The organism is Thauera carbonicopians, assembly GCF_025699485.1.
Lineage (GTDB): Bacteria > Pseudomonadota > Gammaproteobacteria > Burkholderiales > Rhodocyclaceae > Thauera.
Window position 1 is genome coordinate 478,223 of record NZ_JANUXN010000001.1, and the last position, 23,666, is coordinate 501,888.

The 23,666-nt window shown below is 66.5% G+C and carries 21 protein-coding genes; 9 read left to right on the plus strand and 12 right to left on the minus strand.

The window, feature by feature from the left end:
* Nucleotides 1-56: 56 nt before the first annotated feature.
* From NX068_RS02360 to NX068_RS02380, 5 genes are all read right to left on the minus strand, one after another.
* On the minus strand, nucleotides 57-1,538 hold the full coding sequence (locus NX068_RS02360) for a porin family protein (RefSeq protein WP_263459685.1): 1,482 nt from the start codon (nucleotides 1,536-1,538) through the stop codon (nucleotides 57-59).
* A gap of 96 nt (nucleotides 1,539-1,634) precedes the next feature.
* Nucleotides 1,635-2,618, minus strand: coding sequence for a HupA family protein (locus tag NX068_RS02365; RefSeq protein ID WP_263459686.1), 984 nt, complete (start codon nucleotides 2,616-2,618; stop codon nucleotides 1,635-1,637).
* A complete protein-coding gene (locus NX068_RS02370; protein ID WP_263459687.1) occupies nucleotides 2,605-6,075 on the minus strand; it encodes a TonB-dependent receptor in 3,471 nt (1,156 codons plus the stop codon). Before NX068_RS02370 ends, NX068_RS02365 begins: the two co-directional genes overlap by 14 nt.
* A gap of 194 nt (nucleotides 6,076-6,269) precedes the next feature.
* Nucleotides 6,270-7,226 (minus strand): FecR domain-containing protein, encoded by a 957-nt coding sequence (locus NX068_RS02375; RefSeq protein WP_263459688.1) that lies wholly within the window; start codon nucleotides 7,224-7,226, stop codon nucleotides 6,270-6,272.
* 57 nt (nucleotides 7,227-7,283) lie between these two features.
* The gene (locus NX068_RS02380) at nucleotides 7,284-7,799 is read right to left on the minus strand and encodes a sigma-70 family RNA polymerase sigma factor (protein ID WP_263459689.1); all 516 of its coding nucleotides are present in this window, start codon (nucleotides 7,797-7,799) and stop codon (nucleotides 7,284-7,286) included.
* 182 nt (nucleotides 7,800-7,981) lie between these two features.
* Here NX068_RS02380 and NX068_RS02385 point away from each other — a divergent pair, with 182 nt between their 5' ends.
* Nucleotides 7,982-9,061 carry a 3-deoxy-7-phosphoheptulonate synthase gene (locus tag NX068_RS02385; protein ID WP_263459690.1) on the plus strand — a complete coding sequence of 360 codons (1,080 nt, stop codon included), beginning with the start codon at nucleotides 7,982-7,984 and terminating at the stop codon, nucleotides 9,059-9,061.
* Nucleotides 9,058-9,888, plus strand: a complete 831-nt coding sequence (gene serB, locus NX068_RS02390) for a phosphoserine phosphatase SerB (RefSeq protein ID WP_263459728.1) — start codon at nucleotides 9,058-9,060, stop codon at nucleotides 9,886-9,888. Before NX068_RS02385 ends, serB begins: the two co-directional genes overlap by 4 nt.
* A 6-nt stretch (nucleotides 9,889-9,894) precedes the next feature.
* On the opposite strand, the gene NX068_RS02395 is transcribed toward serB, so the two are convergent.
* The gene (locus tag NX068_RS02395; RefSeq protein WP_263459729.1) at nucleotides 9,895-10,623 is read right to left on the minus strand and encodes an ABC transporter ATP-binding protein; all 729 of its coding nucleotides are present in this window, start codon (nucleotides 10,621-10,623) and stop codon (nucleotides 9,895-9,897) included.
* Here NX068_RS02395 and NX068_RS02400 point away from each other — a divergent pair.
* Nucleotides 10,607-11,221: an arylesterase gene (locus NX068_RS02400; protein ID WP_263459691.1), complete on the plus strand. Its 615-nt coding sequence runs from the start codon at nucleotides 10,607-10,609 to the stop codon at nucleotides 11,219-11,221. The two genes, NX068_RS02395 and NX068_RS02400, sit on opposite strands and share 17 nt — an antisense overlap.
* 7 nt (nucleotides 11,222-11,228) lie before the next feature.
* Here the strand turns inward: NX068_RS02400 and selD are convergent, their stop codons facing one another.
* Entirely contained in the window at nucleotides 11,229-12,269 is a 1,041-nt protein-coding gene (gene selD, locus NX068_RS02405) for a selenide, water dikinase SelD (protein WP_263459692.1), read from the minus strand.
* A 57-nt stretch (nucleotides 12,270-12,326) separates the two neighbouring features.
* Here selD and mnmH point away from each other — a divergent pair, with 57 nt between their 5' ends.
* Nucleotides 12,327-13,394, plus strand: a complete 1,068-nt coding sequence (mnmH, locus tag NX068_RS02410) for a tRNA 2-selenouridine(34) synthase MnmH (protein WP_263459693.1) — start codon at nucleotides 12,327-12,329, stop codon at nucleotides 13,392-13,394.
* Nucleotides 13,395-13,458: 64 nt separating this feature from the next.
* Here the strand turns inward: mnmH and NX068_RS02415 are convergent, their stop codons facing one another.
* From NX068_RS02415 to NX068_RS02435, 5 genes are read right to left on the minus strand one after another with little or no spacing between them, the layout of a single operon-like run.
* Nucleotides 13,459-14,109 carry a DUF4198 domain-containing protein gene (locus NX068_RS02415; RefSeq protein WP_263459694.1) on the minus strand — a complete coding sequence of 217 codons (651 nt, stop codon included), beginning with the start codon at nucleotides 14,107-14,109 and terminating at the stop codon, nucleotides 13,459-13,461.
* A gap of 21 nt (nucleotides 14,110-14,130) precedes the next feature.
* Complete coding sequence (locus NX068_RS02420; protein ID WP_263459695.1) at nucleotides 14,131-14,499, minus strand: RodZ domain-containing protein; 369 nt, start codon at nucleotides 14,497-14,499, stop codon at nucleotides 14,131-14,133.
* On the minus strand, nucleotides 14,486-15,340 hold the full coding sequence (locus NX068_RS02425) for a DUF3325 family protein (protein WP_263459696.1): 855 nt from the start codon (nucleotides 15,338-15,340) through the stop codon (nucleotides 14,486-14,488). The genes NX068_RS02420 and NX068_RS02425 overlap by 14 nt, the downstream gene beginning before the upstream one ends.
* Nucleotides 15,337-15,648 (minus strand): DUF3649 domain-containing protein, encoded by a 312-nt coding sequence (locus tag NX068_RS02430; RefSeq protein WP_263459697.1) that lies wholly within the window; start codon nucleotides 15,646-15,648, stop codon nucleotides 15,337-15,339. Before NX068_RS02430 ends, NX068_RS02425 begins: the two co-directional genes overlap by 4 nt.
* Entirely contained in the window at nucleotides 15,645-17,291 is a 1,647-nt protein-coding gene (locus NX068_RS02435) for a PepSY-associated TM helix domain-containing protein (RefSeq protein ID WP_263459698.1), read from the minus strand. Before NX068_RS02435 ends, NX068_RS02430 begins: the two co-directional genes overlap by 4 nt.
* Before the next feature lie 346 nt (nucleotides 17,292-17,637).
* Here NX068_RS02435 and NX068_RS02440 point away from each other — a divergent pair, with 346 nt between their 5' ends.
* From NX068_RS02440 to NX068_RS02460, 5 genes are all read left to right on the plus strand, one after another.
* Nucleotides 17,638-18,153, plus strand: coding sequence for a sigma-70 family RNA polymerase sigma factor (locus NX068_RS02440; protein ID WP_263459699.1), 516 nt, complete (start codon nucleotides 17,638-17,640; stop codon nucleotides 18,151-18,153).
* Nucleotides 18,150-19,169, plus strand: coding sequence for a FecR domain-containing protein (locus NX068_RS02445; RefSeq protein WP_263459700.1), 1,020 nt, complete (start codon nucleotides 18,150-18,152; stop codon nucleotides 19,167-19,169). Before NX068_RS02440 ends, NX068_RS02445 begins: the two co-directional genes overlap by 4 nt.
* A 92-nt stretch (nucleotides 19,170-19,261) precedes the next feature.
* The gene (locus NX068_RS02450; RefSeq protein ID WP_263459701.1) at nucleotides 19,262-21,739 is read left to right on the plus strand and encodes a TonB-dependent siderophore receptor; all 2,478 of its coding nucleotides are present in this window, start codon (nucleotides 19,262-19,264) and stop codon (nucleotides 21,737-21,739) included.
* Between the two features lie 455 nt (nucleotides 21,740-22,194).
* Nucleotides 22,195-22,716 (plus strand): sigma-70 family RNA polymerase sigma factor, encoded by a 522-nt coding sequence (locus NX068_RS02455; protein WP_263459702.1) that lies wholly within the window; start codon nucleotides 22,195-22,197, stop codon nucleotides 22,714-22,716.
* A complete protein-coding gene (locus NX068_RS02460) occupies nucleotides 22,709-23,656 on the plus strand; it encodes a FecR family protein (RefSeq protein WP_263459703.1) in 948 nt (315 codons plus the stop codon). Before NX068_RS02455 ends, NX068_RS02460 begins: the two co-directional genes overlap by 8 nt.
* The last annotated feature ends 10 nt before the right edge of the window (nucleotides 23,657-23,666 follow it).

Here is a 23,666-nt window from a genome sequence, read left to right on the forward strand (position 1 = left end):
GGATGAATCTGGCGGCCGCTTGCCGACCTGCCTGCGCTCAATTCACGGTGGCGGCGTCAGAAGTTGTGTCGCAGCATCAGGCTGGCTTCGGTCTGGCGGAAACCGAAGGCCCAGTCCAGGTTGCTGCGGTTGATGCTGTGGCGCAGCCGCAGCTCGGGCACCAGCCCGGCGACCTTCCAGCCGTTGGCGCCCAAGCTGACGATGTAGACCTGCTGCTTGTCGTACCGCCGCTCGCCGAGAAAGCCGTCGAAGGCGTCGTTGCGCAGCGCGCGGTAGATGCCCAGCACGTTCATGAACAGGCCCGCCTCGCCGGCAAACTGGTGGTAGATGCCGGCGCGCAGCGCCCAGTCCTTGCTGCTGGCCTGCGCCACCTCGTATTTCTTTCGTGTCAGGTCCAGCCCGCCATAGAGCGCAGTCGCCGGCTGCGGCGAAAAGCTCGCGCTCACACCCCACTGGTACTGCTTGTAGTCCGCGCCGGCCAGTTGTCCTCGCGACGTGTACTCGTAGCGCTTGGCATCCAGGCTGGTGCCCACCTGCCATCGCGGGCTCAGCGCATGGCGCCACTCCAGTTGCAGGCCGTGCGCCAGATATTCACCATGGCGGTTGCGGTAGTAGTGCTCCAGGTAAGGCGTCAGCGTGACGTTGTCGCGCGCGTCCAGATACTGGTAGCCCGCCTGCAGGATCGCCAGGTTGGTGCTGTAGTCCTCGATCCTGGCCGTGTCCGAAGGATTGGCGCGCGAGTAGTAGTTGCCATAGCTGAGCGGACGCACATGCAGATTGTGATTGCCCCGCAGGTTGAAGCGGCGCTGCATGGACAGCTCGTAATTCACCATCTGCGAACCGATGGCCTCCGGCATCACCCGCTCGAAGGCGCAGACGTTCCATATCGGAATGTAGCTTTCGCAGCTTCGGTGGCCGTTGGCCTGGTTGATGTTGTCGTTGTAGCCCCAGCCCACTGCTGCGGTGCCATGCCAGCCGGCGCGGATGTCCAGGGCCTGATGGTATTGCTGCACCATCGCCTGAGCATCGGGCGGCAGACCGGCTTCGAGCGCGCGGGCAAAGCCTGCCTGCGCCCGCTTGTCCTGATTGTCCTCGAACCACAGCCGCGCCAGTTCGAGGCGGATGCGGGCATCGTCGGGCTCCAGCGCGCTGGAGTCCTGCATGCGGCGCACCGCCGTCGGATAATCGCCCCGGAAGCGCGCCAGCAGGCTGTCGGCCATCGCCACCAGGGCCGGGCGGTGCCCGCGCAGCAGGCGGTAGCGGGAGATGAAATCCGGCAGATGCGACCATTGCCCGGTGTTGATGGCCACGTAGATGGCCGGCTCCAGTTCTTCCAGCGTATTGCCGACTTCGTACACCTTGCCCTCGTACAGCAGCGAGCCCGGCGGCGCGGCCAGCGCCTCCTCGGCCTGCGACTGCTGCCCCGCAGCGCGCTGGGTCTGCTCGAGCAGAAAGCGGGTATCGTCGTCATCCGCCCAGGCGGGCAGCACGAAAGCGGCCGCCAGGGCGAACCCCAGGGCCTTGAAGCGATGGAACATCGGAATTTCCCTGACAGGAGGATGGTTGGGAAATAGAATCGAGGCCGGCGGGGCCGGCCTCGACTTGCTTACATCACTTTCCTAGTGGCGCACGCCTCACCGTCTGCCACCGAAAGCGACGTTGCCGCCGGCTCCGCCACCCGTGTAGATGCCGGCCAGGGCATTGGCGTTGTTGTAGAAGCGGCCCTGGATGGTGCTGCCGTTGCTGAACGTGCCGGCGGCAGCAATGCTGGTGCCGGCGAAGTTCACGCTGTCGCTGCCACGCACAATGGAACCGGTGATCGTGCCGCTACCGCCAGCATAGTTCGCCACCAGCGCGCCGGTGTACAGCGCAGGCGCATACGGCTGGTTGCCAGCGCTGGTGCCCACGCCGCGGATGCCCACCACGTTGTAGGTCACATTGGCCAGCGTCGGCATGCTGGTCGTCGGGTTGTCGCCCACGTACCAGACCGTGCGGCCGCTGCTGCCCATGTTCAGGTCGGTGCTGGGCGCAGGCAGCGCGCCGCCGGTACGCGCCGGCGACCATTCGCCGAAATATACGCCGTTGGTGTCGCCGGTGCCGGCCACACGCCCGATCACCAGGCCGCCGAAATGCGGCCAATTGGCTGCCGTCGGATAGCTCAGTTGGCGCAGGCTGAAGGTTTCCGCCGTCGCGTTGTAGCTGGTGTTGGTACGCCACACTTGCGCGATGTTGGGCATCAGGATCGGAATGCCGGCAATGTAGGTGCCGTTGGTATTGGCCGTGGCTGCGCCGATGGCGAGATTCACGGGCGCGCGCAGCGGGATGGTCTTGGACAGAACACCATCATTGCGCTTCATGGCGAGGCCGGCGTAGCCATTGGGTGCAATCGGCAGGTTGGGAAAGTCCGAGGTCCCGGGTTGGACATTGCCTGGAGTCGATGAACCGCCTGCGGGGGCGGCCCAAGCGGCCGACGTACCAATCACGGCCAGGACGGCTGCGGCAATCATTTGCTTTTTCATCGAGAAAAGTCCTTGTAGGTTGGTTGACGAACACACTGGTTTTTCCAGAAAAACCAGCAAAAAGCCTTCAAATCCGGTCGAAGTGTCAGAAGCGCACATTCAGGTCGAGCATGGCGGTGCGGCCGGGCGCTGGCGCAGTCAGGCGGGTCAGCGGGTCCATGTAGTAACGGTTGGTCAGATTGTCGACCGACAGGCGCACGGTGGCGTCGCGGGTGATGCGGTATTCGGCATACAGGTCGAGCAGCGTGACCGGATCCCAGAAATAGGGGCGGTTGTTGCCATTCAGGCCGACGATGGGGTAGTCGTAGCCATGGGCGCTGAAGCCGCCGCTCTGGTGCCGGGCCAGCATTCGATCCATGGAATCGTTTTCGGCCTTGCTGTGGTGGCGAACGCGCATGCCGAGGTCCAGCTTGTGCTCCAGCAGACGCGTGCCGAGGTCGAGGTTCACCGAATACTTGGGTTGCAGCGTCGAGTAGCTCAGGGTGCCGATCAAGCCGCCGTCCATGCACTCGGGCACGCGGTTGTAGTGCGGGTCGAGCTGGACGGCATAGTCCTTGTCGCACATCTCCTGCTTGAGGCGGTAGGTTGCGCCCAGGTTGCCGTAGAAACGTCCGGTGTCGAAACGACCCTGCAGTTCGATGCCGCTGCTGATCTTGCGGTCGAACTGAATGGTGGTCAGCGCGATGCTGCGGTCGTAGTAGTCGTGGATGGTGTTGCGGTACCAGGCCAGCTTCACGTCGGCGCGCTGCAAGTCGAACAGCAGGCCGCTCAGATCGTGGTGGTAGCCGATCTCCCAGGCCTTGTTGCGCTCCGGCCGCAGCTTCATGTCGGCGAATTCCATGTCGCCGAAACCCAGCCGGTTGGCGGTTTCGAGCAGGCTGGCGAAACGCGCCATGCTGGCATAGCGGACGTAGACGCGGGAACGCTCGGTCAGCAGGTAGGAGGCCGCCAGTTGCGTGCTCCAGGCCGTGGCTTTCTGCGTTTCCGGGCGCTTCCAGGGATCGGTATCGCTCTTGTAGGCGTAGGAGTCCTGAACGTTACTAATAGCTATGTATTTTTTATAGATGCCGGGAACGATAATGGCGGAGGAATCACTCCCTTCCATTCCCGTGGGGTTGGTGACGGTTTCCTTTATGTCGATGCTGCCGTTGTGGAACGGGTTCTGGCTGCGGTCGGCCTTGCCGTTGTTCAGTGGGATGGGGGTATTGATGCCTGCGTACAGGAGGCCGTTATTGTTCCCGTCGTTGTCGGCGCCCCACTGTATAGCTCCGGTCATGTTGTTGGCGGCCTTGTAGGCTTCCCATTCCTCATACCTGCCAACGTCGGAGTACATCGCCAACTCGTCAGCGTTCATCAAGCGCATCATCTGCGGATTTTGCGCTACCGCTTCGTTGCGCACGCGCCATTCTTCGGTTTTGGCGGCGCGCTGCCTGGCGGTTTCGTCGTCGAAGCCCCAGTAGCCGCCGTAGCGTACGCCGGCACTCAGTTGCAGACGGTCGGTAGCCTGCCATTCCAGGTTGCTGCTGACGCCGTATTCGCTGCGCCGGCCCGAGGCCGGCCCGTAGGCCTGGGCCAGCGAGCCGTTGAGGATGACGGCCACGTCCTTCACCGGCTTGTTGTCGCGCACTTCCTCATACTGGTAGTCGATGGCGGTGGTCAGGCTCAGGCGCTCGCTCAGGCGGAAGCGGTTGCTGAGGTCGAAGCCGGTGCGCACCGCGTGGCTGTCGATGCGGTTGCCGATCTTCAGGTTGTAGCGGCCGTCGGTGTTGGGTTGGCGCTCGGGGGCCGGCCCTCCGGGGGAAATGCCGGGGCAGTACATCTCGTAATACCAGGGCATGCTCTCCCTGACTTCCAGCAGGCTCTGGTCGTAGTTGCATTGCACGTGCTGGTCCCAGGCCATGTCGCGATCAGTCACGCCGTAGGCGTAGTCGCCGGTCTGGTAGCGGCTGCTCCTGCTGTCGGTGCGCCACAGGTTGGCTTCGAGGTCGAGCAGGCGCGAGCCCGCAGGCTTGAGTTCGTAGCCGAGACGCCAGATGTCCTGTTTGACCGTGGTGTCGGGGTTGGGGTATTCGAGGTGAGTGTTGGCGCCGTCGATGCCCCGCCAGTCGTCACCGGCGGCTTGGTTAACGAAATAGTCCACCACGGGCACCGGCAGTTCGCCGAACTGAAGCTTGTTGCGGGTGTAGCCGAAGCTCAGCTTCTGGTCCTGGTCGATTTTCCAATTCGACTTCAGCAGATAGCTTTCGGTATGGCTGCTGGTATAGGGCACTTCGTAGCCGGCGGGGAAAACCTTGCCGATGTCCGGATACATGTTGCGGGTGTTGTGCACGCCAAGCTGGTCGCGCGCGGTGTTGTCGATGTACTTGTCCGCGCCTTTTTTGCCGGCGTAGTAGTTGCCGCGTTTCTGGTCGCTGTAGGCGGCCATGACGTCGAACGCTTCGTGTTGGTAGCCGCCAGCCAGGAAAACGTTGTAGGCATCGCCGTTGAAGCTGGAGCCGCCTTTTTCGCGCGGCCGCGTCGGCGACCGATAAAACCCCACGCCCGGCGTGCCGAACAGGGTACTACCGCTTGCCGCGCCTTCGATGTCGCGGTAATCCCGGCCTTCGTAGCTGTGTGCATTGAACGATGGCTCGCGCGAGTTGTTGGCGGTGCCGGCCTTGATTTCCAGCCCCCAGCTCTTGCCGGGTTCGATGATGTCCGTCGCATCGATGGTGCGGATGTTGACCGAGCCACCGACGCCGCTCTTGATGCCGCGCGTCATCGACGGCCCTTTCTCGACCTCGATGCTGCGGAACAGGTTGGGGTCGACGTAGCTGCGGTTGCTGATGCCATGCACCGCCTGCCACACATCCAGCGTCTGCACCGTGCCATCCACCGTGATCGGAATGCGGCCGTTGCCCGAAAAGCCGCGGATGATTGGCGACAGCGCCGAGCCGTTGCGGTTGTCGATGTTGTACACGCCGTTGGTACCCGCGAACACGTCGCCGGTGGACACGCCCTTGTAGCGGTCCATGTACTTGCGGTCGACGTACAGGTTGGAGATGTCCTTCTCATACACGTTGTCATGCCCCACCTCGTCCTTGGTCCGTTCGCCCGTCACCAGAACGCTTTTCATCTCGGTCGCATTGCGGGCGGGGTCGTCTTCACCGGCAATGTCGGGCAGCAGCGGGCGCAGCATGTAGCGGTTCGCTCCGGTGGCGACGGCCTGCAGGCCGCTGCCGGCAAGCAACTGGCGGAAGCCCTCGCCCACTGCATGGCTGCCCTGCACGCCGCTGGAATGCCGCCCCTGCAGCGCCTGGGCATCGAAGGACAACAGCACGCCCGCCTCGCGCGCGAAGCGGTTGAGCACCTCGGCGAGCGGCCCGGGGCCGATGTCGTAGCTGCGCACACCCTGTTGCTGAGTCGTGCCGGCGGTTTGCGCCTGGCTGGACTCCGGGGCCAGGAAGGCCGCCAGGATGCACAGCAGCGTGGCATTGAGGCGGAGGTTTCGCCGTCCATGGCTGGAGAAGCGGCGGGACGAAGGGTGGTGTTTGCGGACTTGGGCGACTCCGGGCATCTCGATTCCAGTGAATGAGTGAAGTTAATGAGAACTATTACAACTGAAAGGACACGCGAGCTGCACCGAAAGTGCACCCGAAGGCATCGATGATTCGAGCGGAATTTTCTACGGCCCGGCGACGGTGCCGGGATGAGACCGCGAACCCGGCCGGCCTGCGCTGCAAAATGGTCCGGGAGACCTGCGCAGTTGCGTCAGGGTTTTGAAGCGGGCAGCACGGTTGCGTAATAGCGCGTGAAGCTTCGCACCCGGACGGGGAAGGCATCGGCCAGCATGGCGAGCGCCTCGTCGGTGTCGTCCAGCGGGAACACGCCGGATACGCGCAGCGGGGCAAGTCCGGAATCGAAGCCCAGGTAGCCCTTGCGGTGGCGCGAGAGTTCGGCAATGAAGTCCGGCAGCGGCATGTTCACGACACTGAGCCGCCCCTCCCGCCAGTCGCCCGCCCCTGCCGGCTGCATGTGCGGTGCGCCGGCACTGTGGCTGTCGAAGACGATCTCCTGCCCTTCGGACAGGCGGACGGGCTGCGCCATCGACAGCAGTGGACGCACTTCGACCGCGTCCTGCAGCACCTGCACGCTGGAATGGTCGCCATGCAGCCTGACCACGAAGCGCGTGCCCAGGGCCCGCACCCTGCCATGCGGGGTATGCACGACGAAGGGGCGCGCGGCGCCGGGGAGCTTGTCGGGCCGCGTCTCGACGAGGATTTCGCCCGCACGCAACAGGATGCCGCGCTCGCTGGGGCCGAAGGCCAGGTCCACGGCGCTGCCGGTGTTCAGGTACAGCAGCGAGCCGTCGGCCAGCACGTGCCGGCTGCGCTCGCCGGTGCCGGTGCGCAGGCCGGCATGCAGCTCGGGCGAGGACAACTGGCGCCAGGTCCCGGCGCCCGCCAGTCCGGCACAAACCAGCACCACCGCGCTGCGCAGCACCGCGCGCCGCGAAGTCTTTTGCGCCAGCACCGGCGAGGCAAGCCTGCCCGGGACCTTGTCGAACAGGCTGCGGACCTCCTGGATCCGCGCCCATGCCTGGCGGTTGGACGGACAGGCGTCGAGCCAGCCCTGCCAGCGGCGGCGATCCTGTTCGGTGGCGTCTTCCGCCTGCAGGCAGGCATACCAGAAGGCGGCTTCTTCGATGGAGCTGGAGGACTTATTCACACCCTGCCCCGCTTTCACGCCGGCATGCGGGAGCGCTGCGCGAGATGGCTTTGGTATTCAAGGCATCATCTCGCAGCAATGCACCATCGCGCGCGCCACGTAGTTCTTGACGGTGCGCAGCGACACGCCGAGGCGTTCGGCGATCTGCGCATACGGCATTTCCTCGAACTGGGCGAGCAGGAAGGCCTGCTTGACCTTGATGCCCAGGCCATCGAGCATCTGGTCGATTTCCAGCAGCGCTTCCTTCATCAGCGCCTGGGTTTCGAGCGAAGGGATTTCGTCCTGCGGCAGCGTCGCCAGCACTTCGAGATAAGCGCGTTCGATCGACTGGCGGCGGTAGAAGTTGGCCATCAGCCGTCCGGCGACGGTGGCGAGGTAGGCCCGTGGTTCGCGCAGCGCCATCTGCACATTGGCATGTGCGCACAGCACGCGGATGAAAGTGTCCTGGGCCAGGTCGTCGGCATCGGCCTTGTTGCCCATCCTGGCGCGCAGCCACGCACTCAGCCAGCGATGATTGTCGTGGTAGAGCGTTGCGACATCCTGCGCGGGCGCGCCAGCCTCGGTCATACCCATGATAGGACTGTATCAGGCCATCAAGATGATAACGCTTCTCATTATATATCCACTTGCCGCCGCCGGCTCCTGTTTTCTTTGGCTGGAAGCCCGCCGGCAGTGTTGCAAGGATCGTACAGCAGCCACATCCGGGAGTTAGAATTTGTGGTTTTCCGTCCCAGCCGTACACCGGAGTCTCAGCAATGCCCGCCGCCCTGACCGAAAACCTCAACATCGCCGCCTTCGATCACATGCCCTCGCCGGAGGAGATCAAGGCCAGCGTACCGCTCACCGAGCAAGCCGCCGCTTCGGTCGTGGCCGGACGCAGAGCGCTGATGGACATCCTCGACCGCAAGGATCCGCGCGTCTTCGTCGTCGTGGGGCCGTGTTCGATCCACGACCCGGTGGCCGGGCTCGACTATGCGCGCCGGCTGAAGAAGCTCGCCGACGAGGTGTCGGACGTGCTGCTGCTGGTGATGCGGGTGTATTTCGAGAAGCCGCGCACCTCGACCGGCTGGAAGGGCTTCATCAACGATCCCTTCATGGACGACTCCTTCCGCATCGACGTCGGCATGGAGCGTGCGCGCAAGTTCCTGCTCGACGTCTGCGAGACCGGCCTGCCGACCGCCACCGAGGCGCTCGACCCGATCGCGCCGCAGTACTACGGCGACCTGATCTCGTGGACGGCGATCGGCGCCCGGACCTCCGAATCGCAGACCCACCGCGAGATGGCCTCGGGCCTGTCGACGCCGGTCGGCTTCAAGAACGCCACCGACGGCGACCTCGACGTGGCGATCAACGCGATCATCTCGGCGGCCAGCCCGCACAGCTTCCTCGGCATCAACAGCCACGGCAAGTCGGCGATCACCCGCACCCGCGGCAACCGCTACGGCCACGTCGTGCTGCGCGGCGGCGGCGGGCGGCCGAACTACGACACGGTGTCGGTGTCGCTGGCCGAACAGGCGCTGGCCAAGGCCAAGCTGCCGCAGAACATCGTCGTCGACTGCTCGCACGCGAACTCCTGGAAGAAGCCCGAATACCAGCCGCTGGTGATGAAGGACGTGATGCACCAGATCCGCGAAGGCAACGAGTCGGTGGTCGGCCTGATGGTCGAAAGCAACATCGAGGCCGGCAACCAGCCGATTCCCGCCGACCTGTCGCAGCTCAAGTACGGCTGCTCGGTGACCGACGCCTGCGTGGGCTGGGACACCACCGAGGAGATGATCCGCAATGCGGCGGCGATGCTGCGCGAAGTCGTGGGCAGGCGCGGAGCATGCGCATGAATCTCGTCGTGCTGGCCGAGGACGTCGACAGCATTGCGCTGAAGAACGTCGCCAAGCTGACGGGCGCGCGCGAGATCGAGCAGATCACGCCACGCTCGTTCCGTCTGGTCGCCGCCCAGGCCCATCCCGACCTGGCGAAGACCTGCGCCGCGGGCGGCCTGGACCATGCCTGGCTGCCCGACGGCCGCCAGTTGCGCGACTTCGGCCTGTTCGTCACCGACATGGATTCGACGCTGATCAACATCGAATGCATCGACGAGATTGCCGACATGCAGGGCCTGAAAGCCCAGGTCGCCGAGATCACCGAAGCGGCGATGCAGGGCGAGATCGATTTCCGCGAGTCGCTGACCCGCCGCGTGTCGCTGCTGGCCGGCTTGCCCGAAAGCGCGCTAGAAGAGGTTTACGTCCATCGCCTGCAACTGAACCCCGGCGCCGAACGGCTGATGAAGGGCCTGCAGCGCGCCGGCATCCGGACGATGCTGGTATCCGGCGGCTTCACCTACTTCACCGAACGCCTGAAGCAGCGCCTGGGCTTCGACCATGCCCATGCCAACGAGCTCGAAGTGGCCGGCGGCCGCCTGACCGGCCGCGTGGTGGGCGGGATCGTCGACGGCGAGGCCAAGGCGCACCATCTGCTGCGCCTCCGCGATGCGCTCGGCCTGGAGCCGCGGCAGGTGATCGCGGCCGGCGACGGCGCCAACGACATCCCGATGCTGAAAGCCGCCGGCTTCGGCGTCGCTTTCCACCCCAAGCCGGCACTGCGCCAGGTGGCGGACTGCTGCATCGAGCACAGCGGGCTGGACGGGGTGCTCGACCTCTTCGGCTGAGGCGCTTCAGCCTGCGGCCAGCGCAGCGCTGGCCGCTTCCTCGCGCAACCGCCCCGCCGTCATCCGCAGCACGCGCCCGCAGCGGCGGGCGAGCGACTCGTCGTGGGTGACGAGGATCAGCGTGGTACCGGCTTCGCGGTTGAGCGCGAACATCAGTTCGATGACGGCGCGGCCGGTTTCGGCGTCGAGGTTGCCGGTCGGCTCGTCGGCCAGCAGCAGGCGCGGATCGGGGGCGAAAGCCCGCGCCAGCGCGACGCGCTGCTGCTCGCCGCCGGACAGGTGCTTGGGATAGTGGCGCAGCCTGCTTTCCAGGCCGACGCGCTGCAGCCATTGCGTGGCCACTTCGCGCGCCTGCGGCATCCCGGCCAGTTCCAGCGGCAGCATCACGTTCTCCAGCGCGGTCAGCGCCGGCAGCAACTGGAAGGACTGGAACACGAAACCGATGGCCTCGCCGCGCAGCGCCGCGCGCGCATCCTCGTCGAGGGCGAAGAAGTCCGTGCCCTGCAGCCTGACCGAACCGTCCGATGGAACGTCCAGCCCGGCGAGCAATCCCAGCAGCGTCGATTTGCCCGAACCCGACGCGCCGACGATGGCGACCGACTCGCCCGCGCCGACAGCGAAGCCGACATCCTGCAGAATGTGCAGATCACCCTCGTCGTCGGCCACCTTCACGCGCTTCGACAAGCGCTCGACTTCGATGACCGGAATGGAGATTTCAATGCCGCTGCGATCCATCGCTACCTTCTTTGTCATGCTGCTGTTCATGAGTGCCGCCCAGGCGGCGACGATCCTGGTGTGGGGCGACAGCCTGTCCGCCGGCTACGGCCTGAAACCCGGTGAAGCCTGGCCCACCTTGTTGCAGACGCGCCTGGAGGAAAAAGGGTTCCGCCATACCGTCGTCAATGCCAGCGTATCCGGCGAGACTTCGGCCGGCGGCCGCTCGCGCCTGCCGGCCGCGCTCGAACGCCACAAGCCCGACATCGTCATCCTCGAACTCGGCGCCAACGACGGCCTGCGCGGCCTGAAGCCGCAACTGCTGGCCGAGAACCTCGAAGCGATGATCGCCGCATCCCGCGAAGCCGGTGCCCGGGTGCTGCTGATCGGCATGCAGATGCCGCCGAATTATGGTCCCGCCTACACCCGCCGGTTTGCCCAGGCTTTCGACGAAGTCGCCAAAACCCAGCAGGTGCCACTCGTTCCCTTCCTGATGGAAGGCTTCGCCGACCAGCCCGAGCGTTTCCTCGCCGACGGCATCCATCCCACGGCCGACGCGCAGCCGCTGGTGCTGGATACGGTGTGGAACGGCCTGGAGCCGATGCTGGGCAAGCGCTAGCGCAGCCTCAGACCACCGTCACGATCGCTTCACCCGCCACCATCCGCCCGATCACCGTGCCGGGCTCGCCCTGCGCGCCGGCGATCGCGGCCTGCACCGCGTCCAGCGCGCTCTCGTCGCAGGCGATCAGCAGGCCGCCCGAAGTCTGCGGGTCGGTGACGAGCTTTTGCTGCCATTCCGGCGCGTTCTCCGGCAAGCGCACACCGCTGCCGTAGCTGGCCCAGTTGCGCGTCGAGGCGCCGGTGGCGATGCCGTCCCTGACCAGGGCCGCGGCTTCGTCGATGAGCGGCAGCGCGTCGATGCGCACTTCCGCGCCCAGCTTGCCGCCGCGGCACATTTCCAGCAGATGGCCGGCCAGGCCGAAGCCGGTGACGTCGGTGACGGCATGCACGCCGTCCAGCTCGGCAAGCGCGGTGCCGGCGCGGTTCAGCGTGGTCGTCCAGCGAACCATCTGCCGATAGCCCTGCGGCGACAGCAGCCCCTTCTTCAGCCCTGCCGACAGGATGCCGATGCCGAGCGGCTTGGACAGCACCAGCACGTCGCCATCGCGCGCGCCGGCATTGGTCTTGACCTTGGCCGGATCGACCACACCCAGGCCGACGAGGCCGTAGATCGGCTCCAGCACGTCGATCGAATGGCCGCCGGCGATCGGGATGCCGGCCTCGCGGCATACCTCCGCTCCGCCCTGCAGGATCTCGCCGATGACTTCGCGCGGCAGCTTGTCGAGCGGCATGCCGACGACGGCCAGCGCGAAGATCGGCGTGCCGCCCATCGCATAGACGTCGGACAGCGCGTTGGTGGCGGCGATGCGGCCGAAGTCGCGTGGATCATCGACGATCGGGGTGAAGAAATCGGTGGTGGCGACGACGGCCTGGCGCTCGTTCAGCCGATACACCGCGGCGTCGTCCGAAGTATCGGTGCCCACCAGCAGTTCGGCCGGCACCAGGCCGGCCGGCATCGCCGCGAGCAGTTCGGTCAGCACTCCGGGCGCGATTTTGCAGCCGCAGCCGCCGCCGTGGGAAAATTGCGTGAGTTTGATTTCGTTCATATCCGGAAAGAGGAGCAGCGGGCGCGCGGGGAGGATTGGAAACGTGCCTGCGAAAACATGAGAAAAGGCGTCACGACCGTAGCACAGCTATCCGGCTTTGACGAGATCATCGATGCCCGCAGCCCGGCGGAGTTCGCCGAGGACCGCATTCCCGGCGCAGTCAACCTGCCGGTGCTGGACAACGAACAGCGCATCGCTGTCGGCACCTTGTACAGGCAATCCCCCTTCGAGGCCCGCCGGCTGGGCGGTGCGCTGGTCGCAGAAAACATCGCCCGCCATCTCCAGGGCCATCTCCAGGACAAGCCGAAAAAATGGCGGCCACTGGTGTATTGCTGGCGCGGCGGACAGCGCAGCGGCTCATTCACGACCTGGCTGCGCATGGTGGGCTGGGACGCCCATCAACTGGAAGGCGGCTACAAGGCCTTTCGCCACCACGTTATTTCCGAGATCGAACACTACGCCTCTGCGCTGCGCTGGCGGGTCGTCTGCGGCCCCACCGGCAGCGCCAAGACGCGGGTGCTGGAAGCGCTGGCGCGCGCCGGCGCCCAGACGCTGGATCTGGAAGAGCTCGCTGCCCACAAGGGTTCGGTGCTCGGCGCCCTGCCCGGCCGGCCGCAGCCCGCGCAGAAGCACTTCGAGACTCGGTTATGGGCCAGGATGGCGGCGCTCGACCTGGCACGCCCGGTGCACGTCGAAGCCGAAAGCCGCAAGATCGGCGCAGTCTTCGTGCCCGAACCACTGATCCTCGCGATGCGCCGCGCGCCCTGTATCGCCATCGAGACCAGCCGCGGGGCGCGGCTGGAATTCCTGGTGCGCGACTACGCCTACCTCGGCGACGACATCGCCCGCCTGCGGGCCAACATCGACCGCCTGACCCAGTTGCAGAGCCGCAGGACCATCGAGCACTGGCATGCGCTGGCCGAAGCCCGCGCCCTGCCCGAGCTGTTCGGCGAACTCATCGACCTGCACTACGACCCGCTCTACCGCCGCTCGCAGCACGGCAACTACGCCGGCTTCGGCGATGCGCCGCGGCTGGAAACCGATGACCTGAGTCCAGCCGGCATCGATGCGCTGGCGCGGCGGATACTGGCGCTCGGCAGCGTGGGCGATCCGCGTTCGGCCTGAGCAGCCGGTCACGGCGCCTCCCATGTCCCGGCCGCAGATCCCGCCAGTGCGGGGCCGGCGGACATCAGCGGGGAACTTCGAAGCTGAGCGTGGCCGTGTGGCGCACGTCGTCGTACTTCCTGCCGTCGACCGTCACGCTGCCGTTGTTAACCCGGGCGGTGACTTCCAGCACGTACAGTCCCGGGAAGGCAGGCGTGAAGCTCACCGTGCCGTCCTTGGCCGGCGTGAGCACGCGGTACCAGCCTTCGCTGGTATCCACGTTCACCTGGCTGGCTGCCACCGGACGGCCCTTGAACATCAGGCGGAAGGTGTTGCCGCCCGGCTCGGTGGGCACGAGTTCCAGATCGTTGACGGCCTGGGTTTCCGTGCGGCCGAAGCGGGCCTGGTAGTAGGTCAGCACGCCGTCCGGCCCGGGGCGCGTCGCGGCGAAGCGCACATCGCCCGCGCCAGCCTCGGGAAGGCTGAAATGGTCGGCCGCCTGCTCGTAGGCGGCACTCCTGCCCTCGGCAAGCACTACCTTGGTGTCCTGCAACACAGGCAGCCTGCCGAGCGGCTTGTGCAGTTCGCCCGCATAGACCGTGGTCCGGCCGCCTTCGGATTGCAGCCAGAGATAGTCCGCGTGGGCGAGCGAGGCGGCAAGCGCACCGGCGGCGATGGCAAAGCACACGCCGATCCGGCGAAGAACCTTGTGTTTGGGCGAACGGGACTGCTGCATGGGCTCTCCTGCCTCCTGTTTTTACTGCGTACGCATCCAGCGCGGCACGCGGCCGGGCGGCGGTACGGTGATCTCTTCCTGTTCGACCGTGACCTGCAAGCCGGGGCCGATGTCGAACAGCACGTAGAAAGGCTGTTCAGGCTTCTTGAATGTCCACGTGGAATTCGCCCCCAGCTTGCCTTCGAGCAGCGTGCCGCCATCCACGGCGATGACTTCCATGCGCGAATCCGGCATCTCGTCGCCATCGTTGGTCGCGCCCCGGCAACGCACGCTGCCCTCGTCGAGCAGGAAGCAGCGCGCCACCGGCTCATGGGCAGCAGCTCCCGCGCAGCCCAGCGCCAGGCCGAGGGCCAGCAGCCAGCGGGGGATACGGTGTTCAGTGCCTTGCATGTCTGCTCCGCTGTTCGTCGAACCACGCCACGGTGGCGGGAGAGGCCCGGTCCATGCGCATCATGGTCTGGTGGACGCTGCCGTCCTTGCCCACCACGGTGAGCCACAGTTCGCTGTCCGCCCGTGTCGTCGACGGCAGCGGAATCTCCACCCGCCGCTCCCAGCGCTGCCCCATGAAAGCCATGCCGGTCGCGCGCTCCGAGCGCGGCTTGTTCACCTTCAGGTAGACGCGCTGGATGTCGTCGTCGCAGGCCTCGCAGAAGCGCAGGCGGAACTCCTTCATCGGCACGTCCATCTCCATCACCTCCGGCACGTCGCGATGGGCCTCGGCAAAGGTGAACTGCCACGGCCCCACTTCGCCCTGGATCGCATCGGTGCGCTTGAGCAACTGGACTTCCTCACCGGCGAGGCCGGCCGAGAACACGGCGACCGTGGCGACCAGCAAGCCGGCGGCGATCCAGCGGCGGATACGAGGCTCGGCAACGACATCCGCCTCTGTCGGCTCGAGTTTCGCCCTGCCGCGCCCGGCGTGCTCACGTGGCTTCGGCTGCCAGGGCCACTTGGGGAAGGCGAACACCAGCGCCAGCGCCGCCACGCTCAGCCAGCCCAGCCACAGCGTGATGCCCACACCGCTGCCCAGCTCAGCAATGCCCAACACCAGTGCGACCACCAGCAGCAGCCAGCCCAGCACCCGCGCCGTGCGCTGCCAGTTCGGTGCAGGCGGGCGCCCCAGCAGGTGCCTGCCATGCCGTTCCGTGGCGAAAGCCAGCGCGAAGAAGCCCAGTCCGCTCAGCAGCAGGATGCCCAGATGCATCCCGCTCAAGCTCCATACGGCGTTCATGCGCCACCTCCCCGCTCTGCGAGCCAGAGCAGCCAGGAGATTCCGGACAGCAGCAGCGTGCCGAAAACCATGCCTGTCCAGGCACGGGCTGCGCTACGCGTGTGGAAAGCCCAGATCACCGCCACGGTGTAAACGGTGAAGCTGATCATCGTCGCCCACAGCACGCCCTGCGCCCGCGGCGCCGGCCACAGCAGCGACATCAGCACGGTGGCCGCGGAAGTGAGCGCGTAGCCGCCCAGCGCGGCGGCAGCCACGCGGGAGGCCACCGACCAGCAATAGGCCGGCGTCAAGGTGCTTTCCTTTTTCATGCCACTCCCTTCCTCGGCATGGCGCCCGCCGCAGCCTGCACGGCCTGGCCCGCCGGGGCCAGGCGGCGCCGCACCTTGATCGCCGTATAGGCAAACATCGCCGCCAGCGCCCACATCGTCAGATCGAAGCCCGCCAGCACCCAATCGCCGGACGGCAGAGTCTGGCCGAGGTGGCGATCCGACGTCAGCGCATTGATCACCGGCACCAGCGCATAGGCTGCGCAGGCGCCCCACAGCAGTTCGACCCAGGCGCGGGCAAGCGGCCGCGCCCGGGCATAGAACAAGGTGCCCAGCCACACCGCGAACAGGGAGTGAAACTCCCAGGCCGCCCGATCCGCGATGTCGACCGGCAGCAGGCGGTTCGCCCAGAAGTAGGCCGCCACCGCCAGCGGCAGGCCGGCAATGGTGGCGACGTTGAGCGCCTCGACCAGCCGCACGCCGAAGTGCTCGGCACCTTCGCGGCCGCTGCCCAGGTGATGCCTGCGCCGCTTGACGCTCCACAGCACCAGCCCGGTGCCGATCATGGCGCAGCCCAGCAGGCCGGCCACGAAATACAGCCAGCGGCCCCAGATATCGGCAAACAGGCCTTCGTGCAGGTTGAACATCACGCTCTGGGTCAATCCGGCGCTGCCGCCGGGGCGGGGTTCCGGCTCCAGCCGCTCGCCCGTCCCGGCATGGAAACGCAAGGTGGCCGGATTCCAGAAATCCAGGCTGCCGCCGGGAACCTGCGCGACGAGGATTTCGGGCGGCTCGCCTTCGTGGCGCTCGATGGTCACCGAAGCCACCCGGCCCGCCCCCCATTCCGCCTCGGCCTGCGCGACCAGCGGCGCCAGCGCCACCGCCGGCTTGCCGATCGGCTCATGCTTGTGTTCGCCGCGCTCGAAAAGCTCGTCGTAATACGCCGACTGCTCCGCCGGGCCGGTGCCATACAGCACGTCCCGGCCGGCCGGCATGTAGGTGAACAGGAAGAACACCAGCCCGCTGTAGGTGATCATCAGGAAGAAAGGCAGCGCCATCACGCTCACCGCATTGTGCGCATCCAGCCAGCTGCGCTGGCCCTTGCCGGGGCGGAAGGTGAAGAAATCCTTGAAGATCTTCTTGTGCGTGATCACGCCGCTGACGATCGCCAGCAGCATCAGCATCGTGGCGATGCCGACAATGCGGATGGCCCAGTCGTAGGACATGTAGTGCAGCGCGTAATGCATCCGGTACAGGCCGCGGCCGCCCGCGGTTTCGCGCGGCTCCGGGCCGGCGGGCAGCAGCGCGCCGGAGGCCGGATCGAGCTTTTCGCTGCCGCTCGCGCCCCACTCATGGCCCGGCAAGGGCATCTCTTCCCAGCGGATTTCGAGGCCGCGCCACTCGCGCGGCGCCATCGCCTCGTGCGGCAGGGTGATGCGCCAGCTCGCGGCCACCGGCGCCACCTGCTCCAGGCGCTGCAGCGCGAGTTCGAGCATGTGTCCGGTCGCGACGCCCTCGCCCGGATTGTCCAGCTGCATGGTGCGCTCCGGCTCCATCCAGCGGGTGATCTCGTACTGGAAGTAGCCGGCGGTGCCGGTGACGAAAACGAAAAACAGCAACCAGCCGGCCACGAGGCCGACCCAGGTGTGCAACCAGGCCATCGACTGGCGGAGATGCTCTTTCATGCCTGTCTCCAGGCATGGCGGGCACACCCGCGTGGGAAGAGAAATTGTCTGTGCATCGGTAATGGTGAGAAAAAGGAAGGGGCATGAACGCCCTGGATTCGCGCGGCGGGCTCGAAGGCGACTCTTTTCGCCGTCTTCTGCGCTCTCATCTGGTATGTCGTTTGAGGCGGCAAAAAACGGACATTTCTTACTTATTGTTACAAGTACACTAGAAAAGGAATGCCTCGATGCGTATGGCAGGCGCGATTGACGGCCCCGTCTCCAGCAAATGAAAATAAGAAGGATTAACAACACCCTTCTGTGCTCGTTCGCACCGAGCAAGGGTCTTCGCCCACCGGAGCACGCCGTGCCTGTCGCCCCAGCCCACCCCGTTGCCAAGCTGTACACCGAGCATCACGGCTGGCTGCACGCCTGGTTGCGCAGGAAGCTGGGCTGCTCGAACCACGCGGCGGACCTGGCCCAGGACACCTTCCTGCGGCTGCTCAGCCAGGAGCGCCGCGGCACGCCGGTCGAAACCCTGCGCCAGCCGCGCGCCTACCTGGCGACGGTCGCCCATGGGCTGGTGGTCAATCTGTGGCGCCGCCAGGAGATCGAACGGGCCTGGCTGGAAACGCTCGCCAGCCGGCCCGAGCCGCTTGCACCCTCGCCGGAAGAGCGTGCCCTGCTGGTCGAAGCCCTGTGCGAGCTCGACGCCCTGCTCGATCGCCTCAACCCCAAGGCCCGCAGCGCCTTCCTGATGGCACGGCTCGACGGCCTGAGCTACGTCGAAATTGCCGGGCAGCTGGGCGTTTCCGAACGCATGGTGAAGAAGTACATGGCGCAGGCCATGCTTCATTGCCTGCAGTCGGGGCTGGCACCATGAGCCCGGCGGCCGGGAGCAGCGGCAATCCGCCGGATGCTTCCGACTTCGAGGTACTGCAGCAAGCCGCCGAATGGTTCGCCGTTCTCGGCGCACCTGCCGTCAGCCCCGCCCAGCGCCAGGCCTGGCAAGCATGGCGGGACGCCGATGCCCGCCACCAGGCTGCCTGGCAGCAGGTCGAGAACATCTGCGGCGCCTTCAGCCATCTCCCCACGGCCGACAAGGCCGGCGCACGCTGCGCCCTCGACACGGCCTCCGAGCGGCAATTGACGCGCCGGCGAGCCGCCAAGATGCTGCTTCTGCTGTGCGGCACCGGTACCTTGGGCTGGGCCGCCGTGCGCCACACCCCCTGGGCCACCTGGAACGCGGAATACAAGACCGCCACCGGCGAACGGCGCCAGGTCATGCTGGCGGACGGCGGCGGCATCTGGCTCAACTCCGCCAGCGCCATCGACGTCGATTACAGCGGCAGCCTGCGCCGCATCCACCTCCACGCCGGTGAAATCCTGATCCAGACCGCGCTCGACCTCCACCAGCCGCCGCGCCCCTTCGTCGTCCACACCACCCACGGCCGGATGCGCGCCCTCGGCACCCGCTTCAGCGTACTGCAGCAGGATGCGGCAACCCAGGTCACGGTGTTCGAGGGCGCGGTCGAACTGCAGCCGAAAGCAGCCAGCGCACCGGCCCTGATCGTGCACGCCGGCCAGCAAAGCCGGATGAGCCGCCACGGCGCCTCCCCGCCCGCCGACGCCGACAGCGCCCGCCAGGCCTGGAGCCAGGGCCTGCTGCTGGCGGAGAACATCCGCCTGGCCGACTTCATCGCCGAACTCGCCCGTCACCGCCCCGGCTATCTCGGCTGCGCGCCCGAGATCGGCGAGCTGCGCCTGGTCGGTGCCTACGAGCTCGGCGACACCGACCGCGTGCTGGCCGCGCTCGAAGCCACCCTTCCCGTCCGCGTGCGGCGCGTCCTGCCGTGGTGGGTCGTCGTCGAAGCGCGGCAGGAACCGGCCGCCAGGTAATTTTTTTCGGCGCCGAGGTTCCCTTTTCGCCCCGCTCGATTGGCTTACCGGATGAAACCCTTTCATCCACCCCTTTCGCGTGCAGGCAACTCATGTTCAAGCCCTCCAGCCCCCTCCCCCCGAACCGCCGGCGCCAAGCGCTCGCCCTCGCCGTGCGTGCCGCGCTGCTCGGCTTGCCGCTGCTCATCGGCCTGCCCCAGGTACGGACTGCCGCCCACGCGGCGGAAACCATCGCCCGGCAGAGCTACGAGGTGCCGTCAGGACCACTCGCCGGCGCCCTGCTCCAGTTCGCCCGCCAAGCCGGCATCCAGCTTTCGGTCGACGCCAGCCTCACCGCGGGGCACGGCAGCAAGGGTTTGCGCGGTCAGTACAGCATCGACTCGGCCTTGAGCGCGCTGCTTGCAGGCACGAAGCTGGAAGCGGTGAATCGGGGCGGCAACGAATACACCTTGCGCAAGCTGCCGGTACGGCAGGGAGAAACGACGCTGGCGCCCGTGGCGGTCACCGCCAGCGTGGAGCGCAGTGCCATCAGCGAAGGCACGGGCAGCTACGGGGCACGGGGTGCGAGCATCATGAAAGGGGTGCAGTCGCTGAAGGAGACTCCCCAGTCCGTCACCGTCATCACCCGCCAGCGGATGGACGACCAGGGACTGGACACGCTGGAAAACGTACTCGCCAACACCACCGGCGTCACCCTGCGCCGGCGTGTGGGCGGTGGCAACGACATCGTCATCCGCGGCTTCGAGACCAACACCATCCAGTACGACGGCATGCCGCTGCCGCGCTCCTACACCAACGGCAACATGCTGCAGGCCAGTTCCGTCCATCTCGACCGAGTGGAAGTGCTGCGCGGCGCCCAAGGCCTGCTGGAAGGCGCCGGCAGCCCGGCCGGCGCGGTGAATCTGGTGCGCAAGCGGGGCACGGCCGAACGCCGGTTGACGGTGGAAGGCCGCGCCGGCTCCTGGGACAACTACGGCGCCCGCGTCGATGCCGGCGGCCCGCTGAACGAAGCCGGCACGCTGCGCGCCCGCGCGGTGCTGGACTACGAGGACAAGAGCGCCTACGTGGACAAGGTGTGGGACCGCAACCTGAGCGCCTATGCCGCGCTGGACCTCGATGCCACGCCGGACACCACCCTCGGCCTGGGGCTGGCCCATACCCGCTTCAAAGGCAACAGCGGTATTTACAACGGCCTGCCGCGCCATGCCGACGGCACCATGCCGGATATCTCCCGCCGCGCCAACATGGACGCCGACTGGAGCGAGGCGACGCGGGAGGAAACCCAGCTCTTTGTCGATTTCGAGCACCGTTTCAATCCGGACTGGAAGCTGAAGGCCAGCGGCATCTACATCGACGAGACCTTCGACGGGGCCACCGCCCTGTCCTACTTCCGCCTGATCCCGGTCGGTGGCAACTCGATGACGGCGCCTGGTTTCGCCTACGATTTCGGCGGCCGGAGCAAGGGCCTGGATATCAACCTGAGCGGCGCATTCCAGGCGCTGGGAATCGCCCACGAAATCGTCGTCGGCGGCAGCTACTCCAACCAGGAGCGCGACGACGCCTTCCACGAGTACTCGAACACCACCATCGACATCTTCGACAGCAAGGCCGACATCATCCCGCTCGGCGCCCGCGCGCTCAGCCGCATGCGCGATCTCGGTTCCAAGACCACCCAGCGCGGCCTCTACGGGCTGTGGCGCGGGCATCTCACCGATCGCGCCACGCTGATCCTGGGCGGCCGTACGAGCTGGTACGACTATCGCAGCGCCATCGTCAATCCGGTCAACGGCGCCATCGTCACCCGTTCCCGGGAGAAGGAAAGCGGCGAATTCACCCCCTACGGCGGTCTGGTCTATGCCCTGACGCCGCAGTGGTCCGCCTATGCCAGCTACGCCGAGATCTTCGAGCCGCAAAGCGTCACCGACGCCGGGTTCAAGGTCCTGCCGCCGATGACCGGCGTCAATTACGAACTGGGCATCAAGGGCGAACTGTTCGACGGCGCGCTCAACACCTCGCTGGCAGTATTCCGCGTCGACCAGAAAAACCGCGCCGTCACCGACTACGATTCGCCCATGCTGTGCGGCGGCTGGTACTGCTCCCGCGCCGCCGGCAAGGTACGCAGCCAGGGCGTCGAGCTGGAAGCCCACGGCACGCTGGCGCGCGGCTGGCAACTGAGCGGTGGCTACACCTACAACCGCAACAAGTACCTCGAGGATGCGGACGAAAGCCTGGTCGGCAAGCCGTTCAGCGACGAAACACCCAGGCACATGCTGCGCCTGTGGTCCGACTACCAGTTGGCCGGCGAGTTGGAAAAGTGGCGCATCGGCGCCGGGGTGAACTACCGCAGCAAGCAAAAGACCGACAGCGCCACCATGAAGAACCCGGTACAGGGCGGCTACGCCGTCTGGAACGCCCGAGTGGCCTACCAGATCGACAAGACCTGGAGTGCCGCGCTCAACGTCGAAAACCTGTTCGACAAGCGCTATTACTCCAACATCACCGCCAATTACCTGCACAGCTACGTGGGCGAGCCACGCAGCTTCCTGCTGACCGTGCGCGGCAGCTTCTGACGCCGATACCGAGCGCCCCTGGCTCTGCACACATCAGCCACGGCGGCACCCGCTTGCGGGTGCCGTTTCCTTCAGCACGCGCAGGACGCTGCGCATATCGTGCCCGACCTTCGTATTAGTCCTCTATGGTTTGCAGCACATAGCGCGGCCTTCCCCGGTCCGTGATGAATACCGGCCCGGAAGCAGCCGCCCGCTTGGCGGCTCCGACATCACGGATGAACTGACCGCTTGAAACAGCGTGGATGGTCATTTCTGCCCCCTGCGCACCACCGATGTCTGTACGTTGGAACATTGACTGAACGCATGCCAGCGGCCGAGAGAACAGGAATTCAAGCCAGTCGCCTGAACAGGCAGCGGTGCTATCATTTGCGAATGATTCTCATGACAAGCCTCGCACCTTTCCGTACCTGAATGGTACGGATCGAGCGCCCGGCCTGTCCGGCACGGAGCCTGCCTTGCAGCACAAAGCGACAGAACAAACCCACTTGATCGGCGAACTGTATTCCAGCCATCGCGGCTGGCTGCAGGGCTGGCTGCGCAAGAAGATCGGCTGCCTGCACCAGGCTGCCGACTTGGTGCAGGACACCTTCGTCAAACTGCTGTCGTCCGCCAACCTGCCGGCCCTGCGCGAGCCGCGCGCCTACCTGCTGGTGATCGCCAGCCATCTGATGATCGATCATTACCGGCGCCGCAAGCTGGAACAGGAAAGCCTGCAAACCATGGCGGTGCTGGCCGAAGACGCGCTGGCCGCCAGCCCCGAGGAGCAGGCCGCGACCCGCCAGCTGCTGGGCGAGACCCTGCACGTCCTGGCCCGCGAACTGGGCGACAAGCCCTGCCGGGCCTTTCTGATGGCGCGCGTGGATGGCATGTCCTACGCGGAGATCGCCGCCGCGCTCGGCGTGTCCGAGAGCAGCGTCAAGCAGTACCTGAGCAAAGCCCTGGCGTATTGCCATGCCCGCCTCTACACCCATGACTGACGCGGCGCTGAACGAATCCGCGATCCGCGAACAGGCCGCCGAGTGGATCGTGCGCCTCGACGACGCACTGGACGACGCCCAGCGCCAGGCCGTGCAGGCGGCCTGCCGGGCGTGGTGTGCGCAGGACGAGCGGCACGCGCGCATCTTCCGCCAGATGCAGCAGATGTGGCAGGCCGCAGCCCAGCCCGCCAAACCGAAACGCGGCGGAAAAACCGCCGCCGCGGCCGGCCTGCTCGCCCTGCTCGTGCTGTGCTGGCTGCTGCCGCTGCAGGCCTGGCTGGCCGACGTGCGCGTGGCGCCGGGTGAACTGCGCCAGGTGACGCTGGAGGATGGCAGCCGCCTGACGCTCGACAGCGGCGCGAGCATCGATATCCGCTTCGACGGGCAGATGCGCTCGGTGCATCTGCATGCCGGCCGCTTGCTGGCCGACGTGGCCAAGGACCCGCAAGGCCGCAGCTTCCGCGTCGTCGGCCGCGACGGCACGGCAACGGCGCTGGGCACGCGCTACATCGTCGATCAGCAGGCCGCCGACACGACGGTCAGCGTGCTGGAATCCTCCGTCGCGGTGGCCAGCCGCGCCCGGCCGGACCAGCCGGTCGTCCTGCAGGCCGGACAAACCGTGCGCTATACGCGCGCAGCGCCGGGCTCGCCGGAGACTCTGGCACCCACCGCCACCGACGCGGCCTGGGCCAACGGCCAGCTGATCTTCAACGCCACGCCGCTGCCCGAGGTCGTTGCCGAACTGGCGCGCCACCGGCGCGGCATCCTGACCCTGCGCCGGGCCGACGAACTGGCCGAATTGCGCTTCACCGGCATGCTGCCGCTGCAGGACAGCGATGCCGCGCTGCGCATCCTGGCCCGGTCGCTGCCCGTGTCGGTGGAACAGGCCACGCCATACGTGGTCTGGCTGGCGCCGGAGGAAACCCGGACGCAAAAATAATTTCACGATG

Coding starts and splice junctions, on each gene's coding strand:
- NX068_RS02385 (WP_263459690.1), top strand. CDS start 7,982: ATGCCCGCCGCCCTGACCGAAAACCTCAACATCGCCGCCTTCGATCAC.
- NX068_RS02415 (WP_263459694.1), bottom strand. CDS start 14,109: ATGCAGCAGTCCCGTTCGCCCAAACACAAGGTTCTTCGCCGGATCGGC.
- NX068_RS02450 (WP_263459701.1), top strand. CDS start 19,262: ATGTTCAAGCCCTCCAGCCCCCTCCCCCCGAACCGCCGGCGCCAAGCG.
- NX068_RS02360 (WP_263459685.1), bottom strand. CDS start 1,538: ATGTTCCATCGCTTCAAGGCCCTGGGGTTCGCCCTGGCGGCCGCTTTC.
- NX068_RS02370 (WP_263459687.1), bottom strand. CDS start 6,075: ATGCCCGGAGTCGCCCAAGTCCGCAAACACCACCCTTCGTCCCGCCGC.
- NX068_RS02460 (WP_263459703.1), top strand. CDS start 22,709: ATGACTGACGCGGCGCTGAACGAATCCGCGATCCGCGAACAGGCCGCC.
- selD (WP_263459692.1), bottom strand. CDS start 12,269: ATGAACGAAATCAAACTCACGCAATTTTCCCACGGCGGCGGCTGCGGC.
- mnmH (WP_263459693.1), top strand. CDS start 12,327: ATGAGAAAAGGCGTCACGACCGTAGCACAGCTATCCGGCTTTGACGAG.
- NX068_RS02395 (WP_263459729.1), bottom strand. CDS start 10,623: ATGGATCGCAGCGGCATTGAAATCTCCATTCCGGTCATCGAAGTCGAG.
- NX068_RS02435 (WP_263459698.1), bottom strand. CDS start 17,291: ATGAAAGAGCATCTCCGCCAGTCGATGGCCTGGTTGCACACCTGGGTC.
- NX068_RS02420 (WP_263459695.1), bottom strand. CDS start 14,499: ATGCAAGGCACTGAACACCGTATCCCCCGCTGGCTGCTGGCCCTCGGC.
- NX068_RS02430 (WP_263459697.1), bottom strand. CDS start 15,648: ATGAAAAAGGAAAGCACCTTGACGCCGGCCTATTGCTGGTCGGTGGCC.
- NX068_RS02445 (WP_263459700.1), top strand. CDS start 18,150: ATGAGCCCGGCGGCCGGGAGCAGCGGCAATCCGCCGGATGCTTCCGAC.
- serB (WP_263459728.1), top strand. CDS start 9,058: ATGAATCTCGTCGTGCTGGCCGAGGACGTCGACAGCATTGCGCTGAAG.
- NX068_RS02365 (WP_263459686.1), bottom strand. CDS start 2,618: ATGTGCGCTTCTGACACTTCGACCGGATTTGAAGGCTTTTTGCTGGTT.
- NX068_RS02425 (WP_263459696.1), bottom strand. CDS start 15,340: ATGAACGCCGTATGGAGCTTGAGCGGGATGCATCTGGGCATCCTGCTG.
- NX068_RS02380 (WP_263459689.1), bottom strand. CDS start 7,799: ATGGGTATGACCGAGGCTGGCGCGCCCGCGCAGGATGTCGCAACGCTC.
- NX068_RS02400 (WP_263459691.1), top strand. CDS start 10,607: ATGCCGCTGCGATCCATCGCTACCTTCTTTGTCATGCTGCTGTTCATG.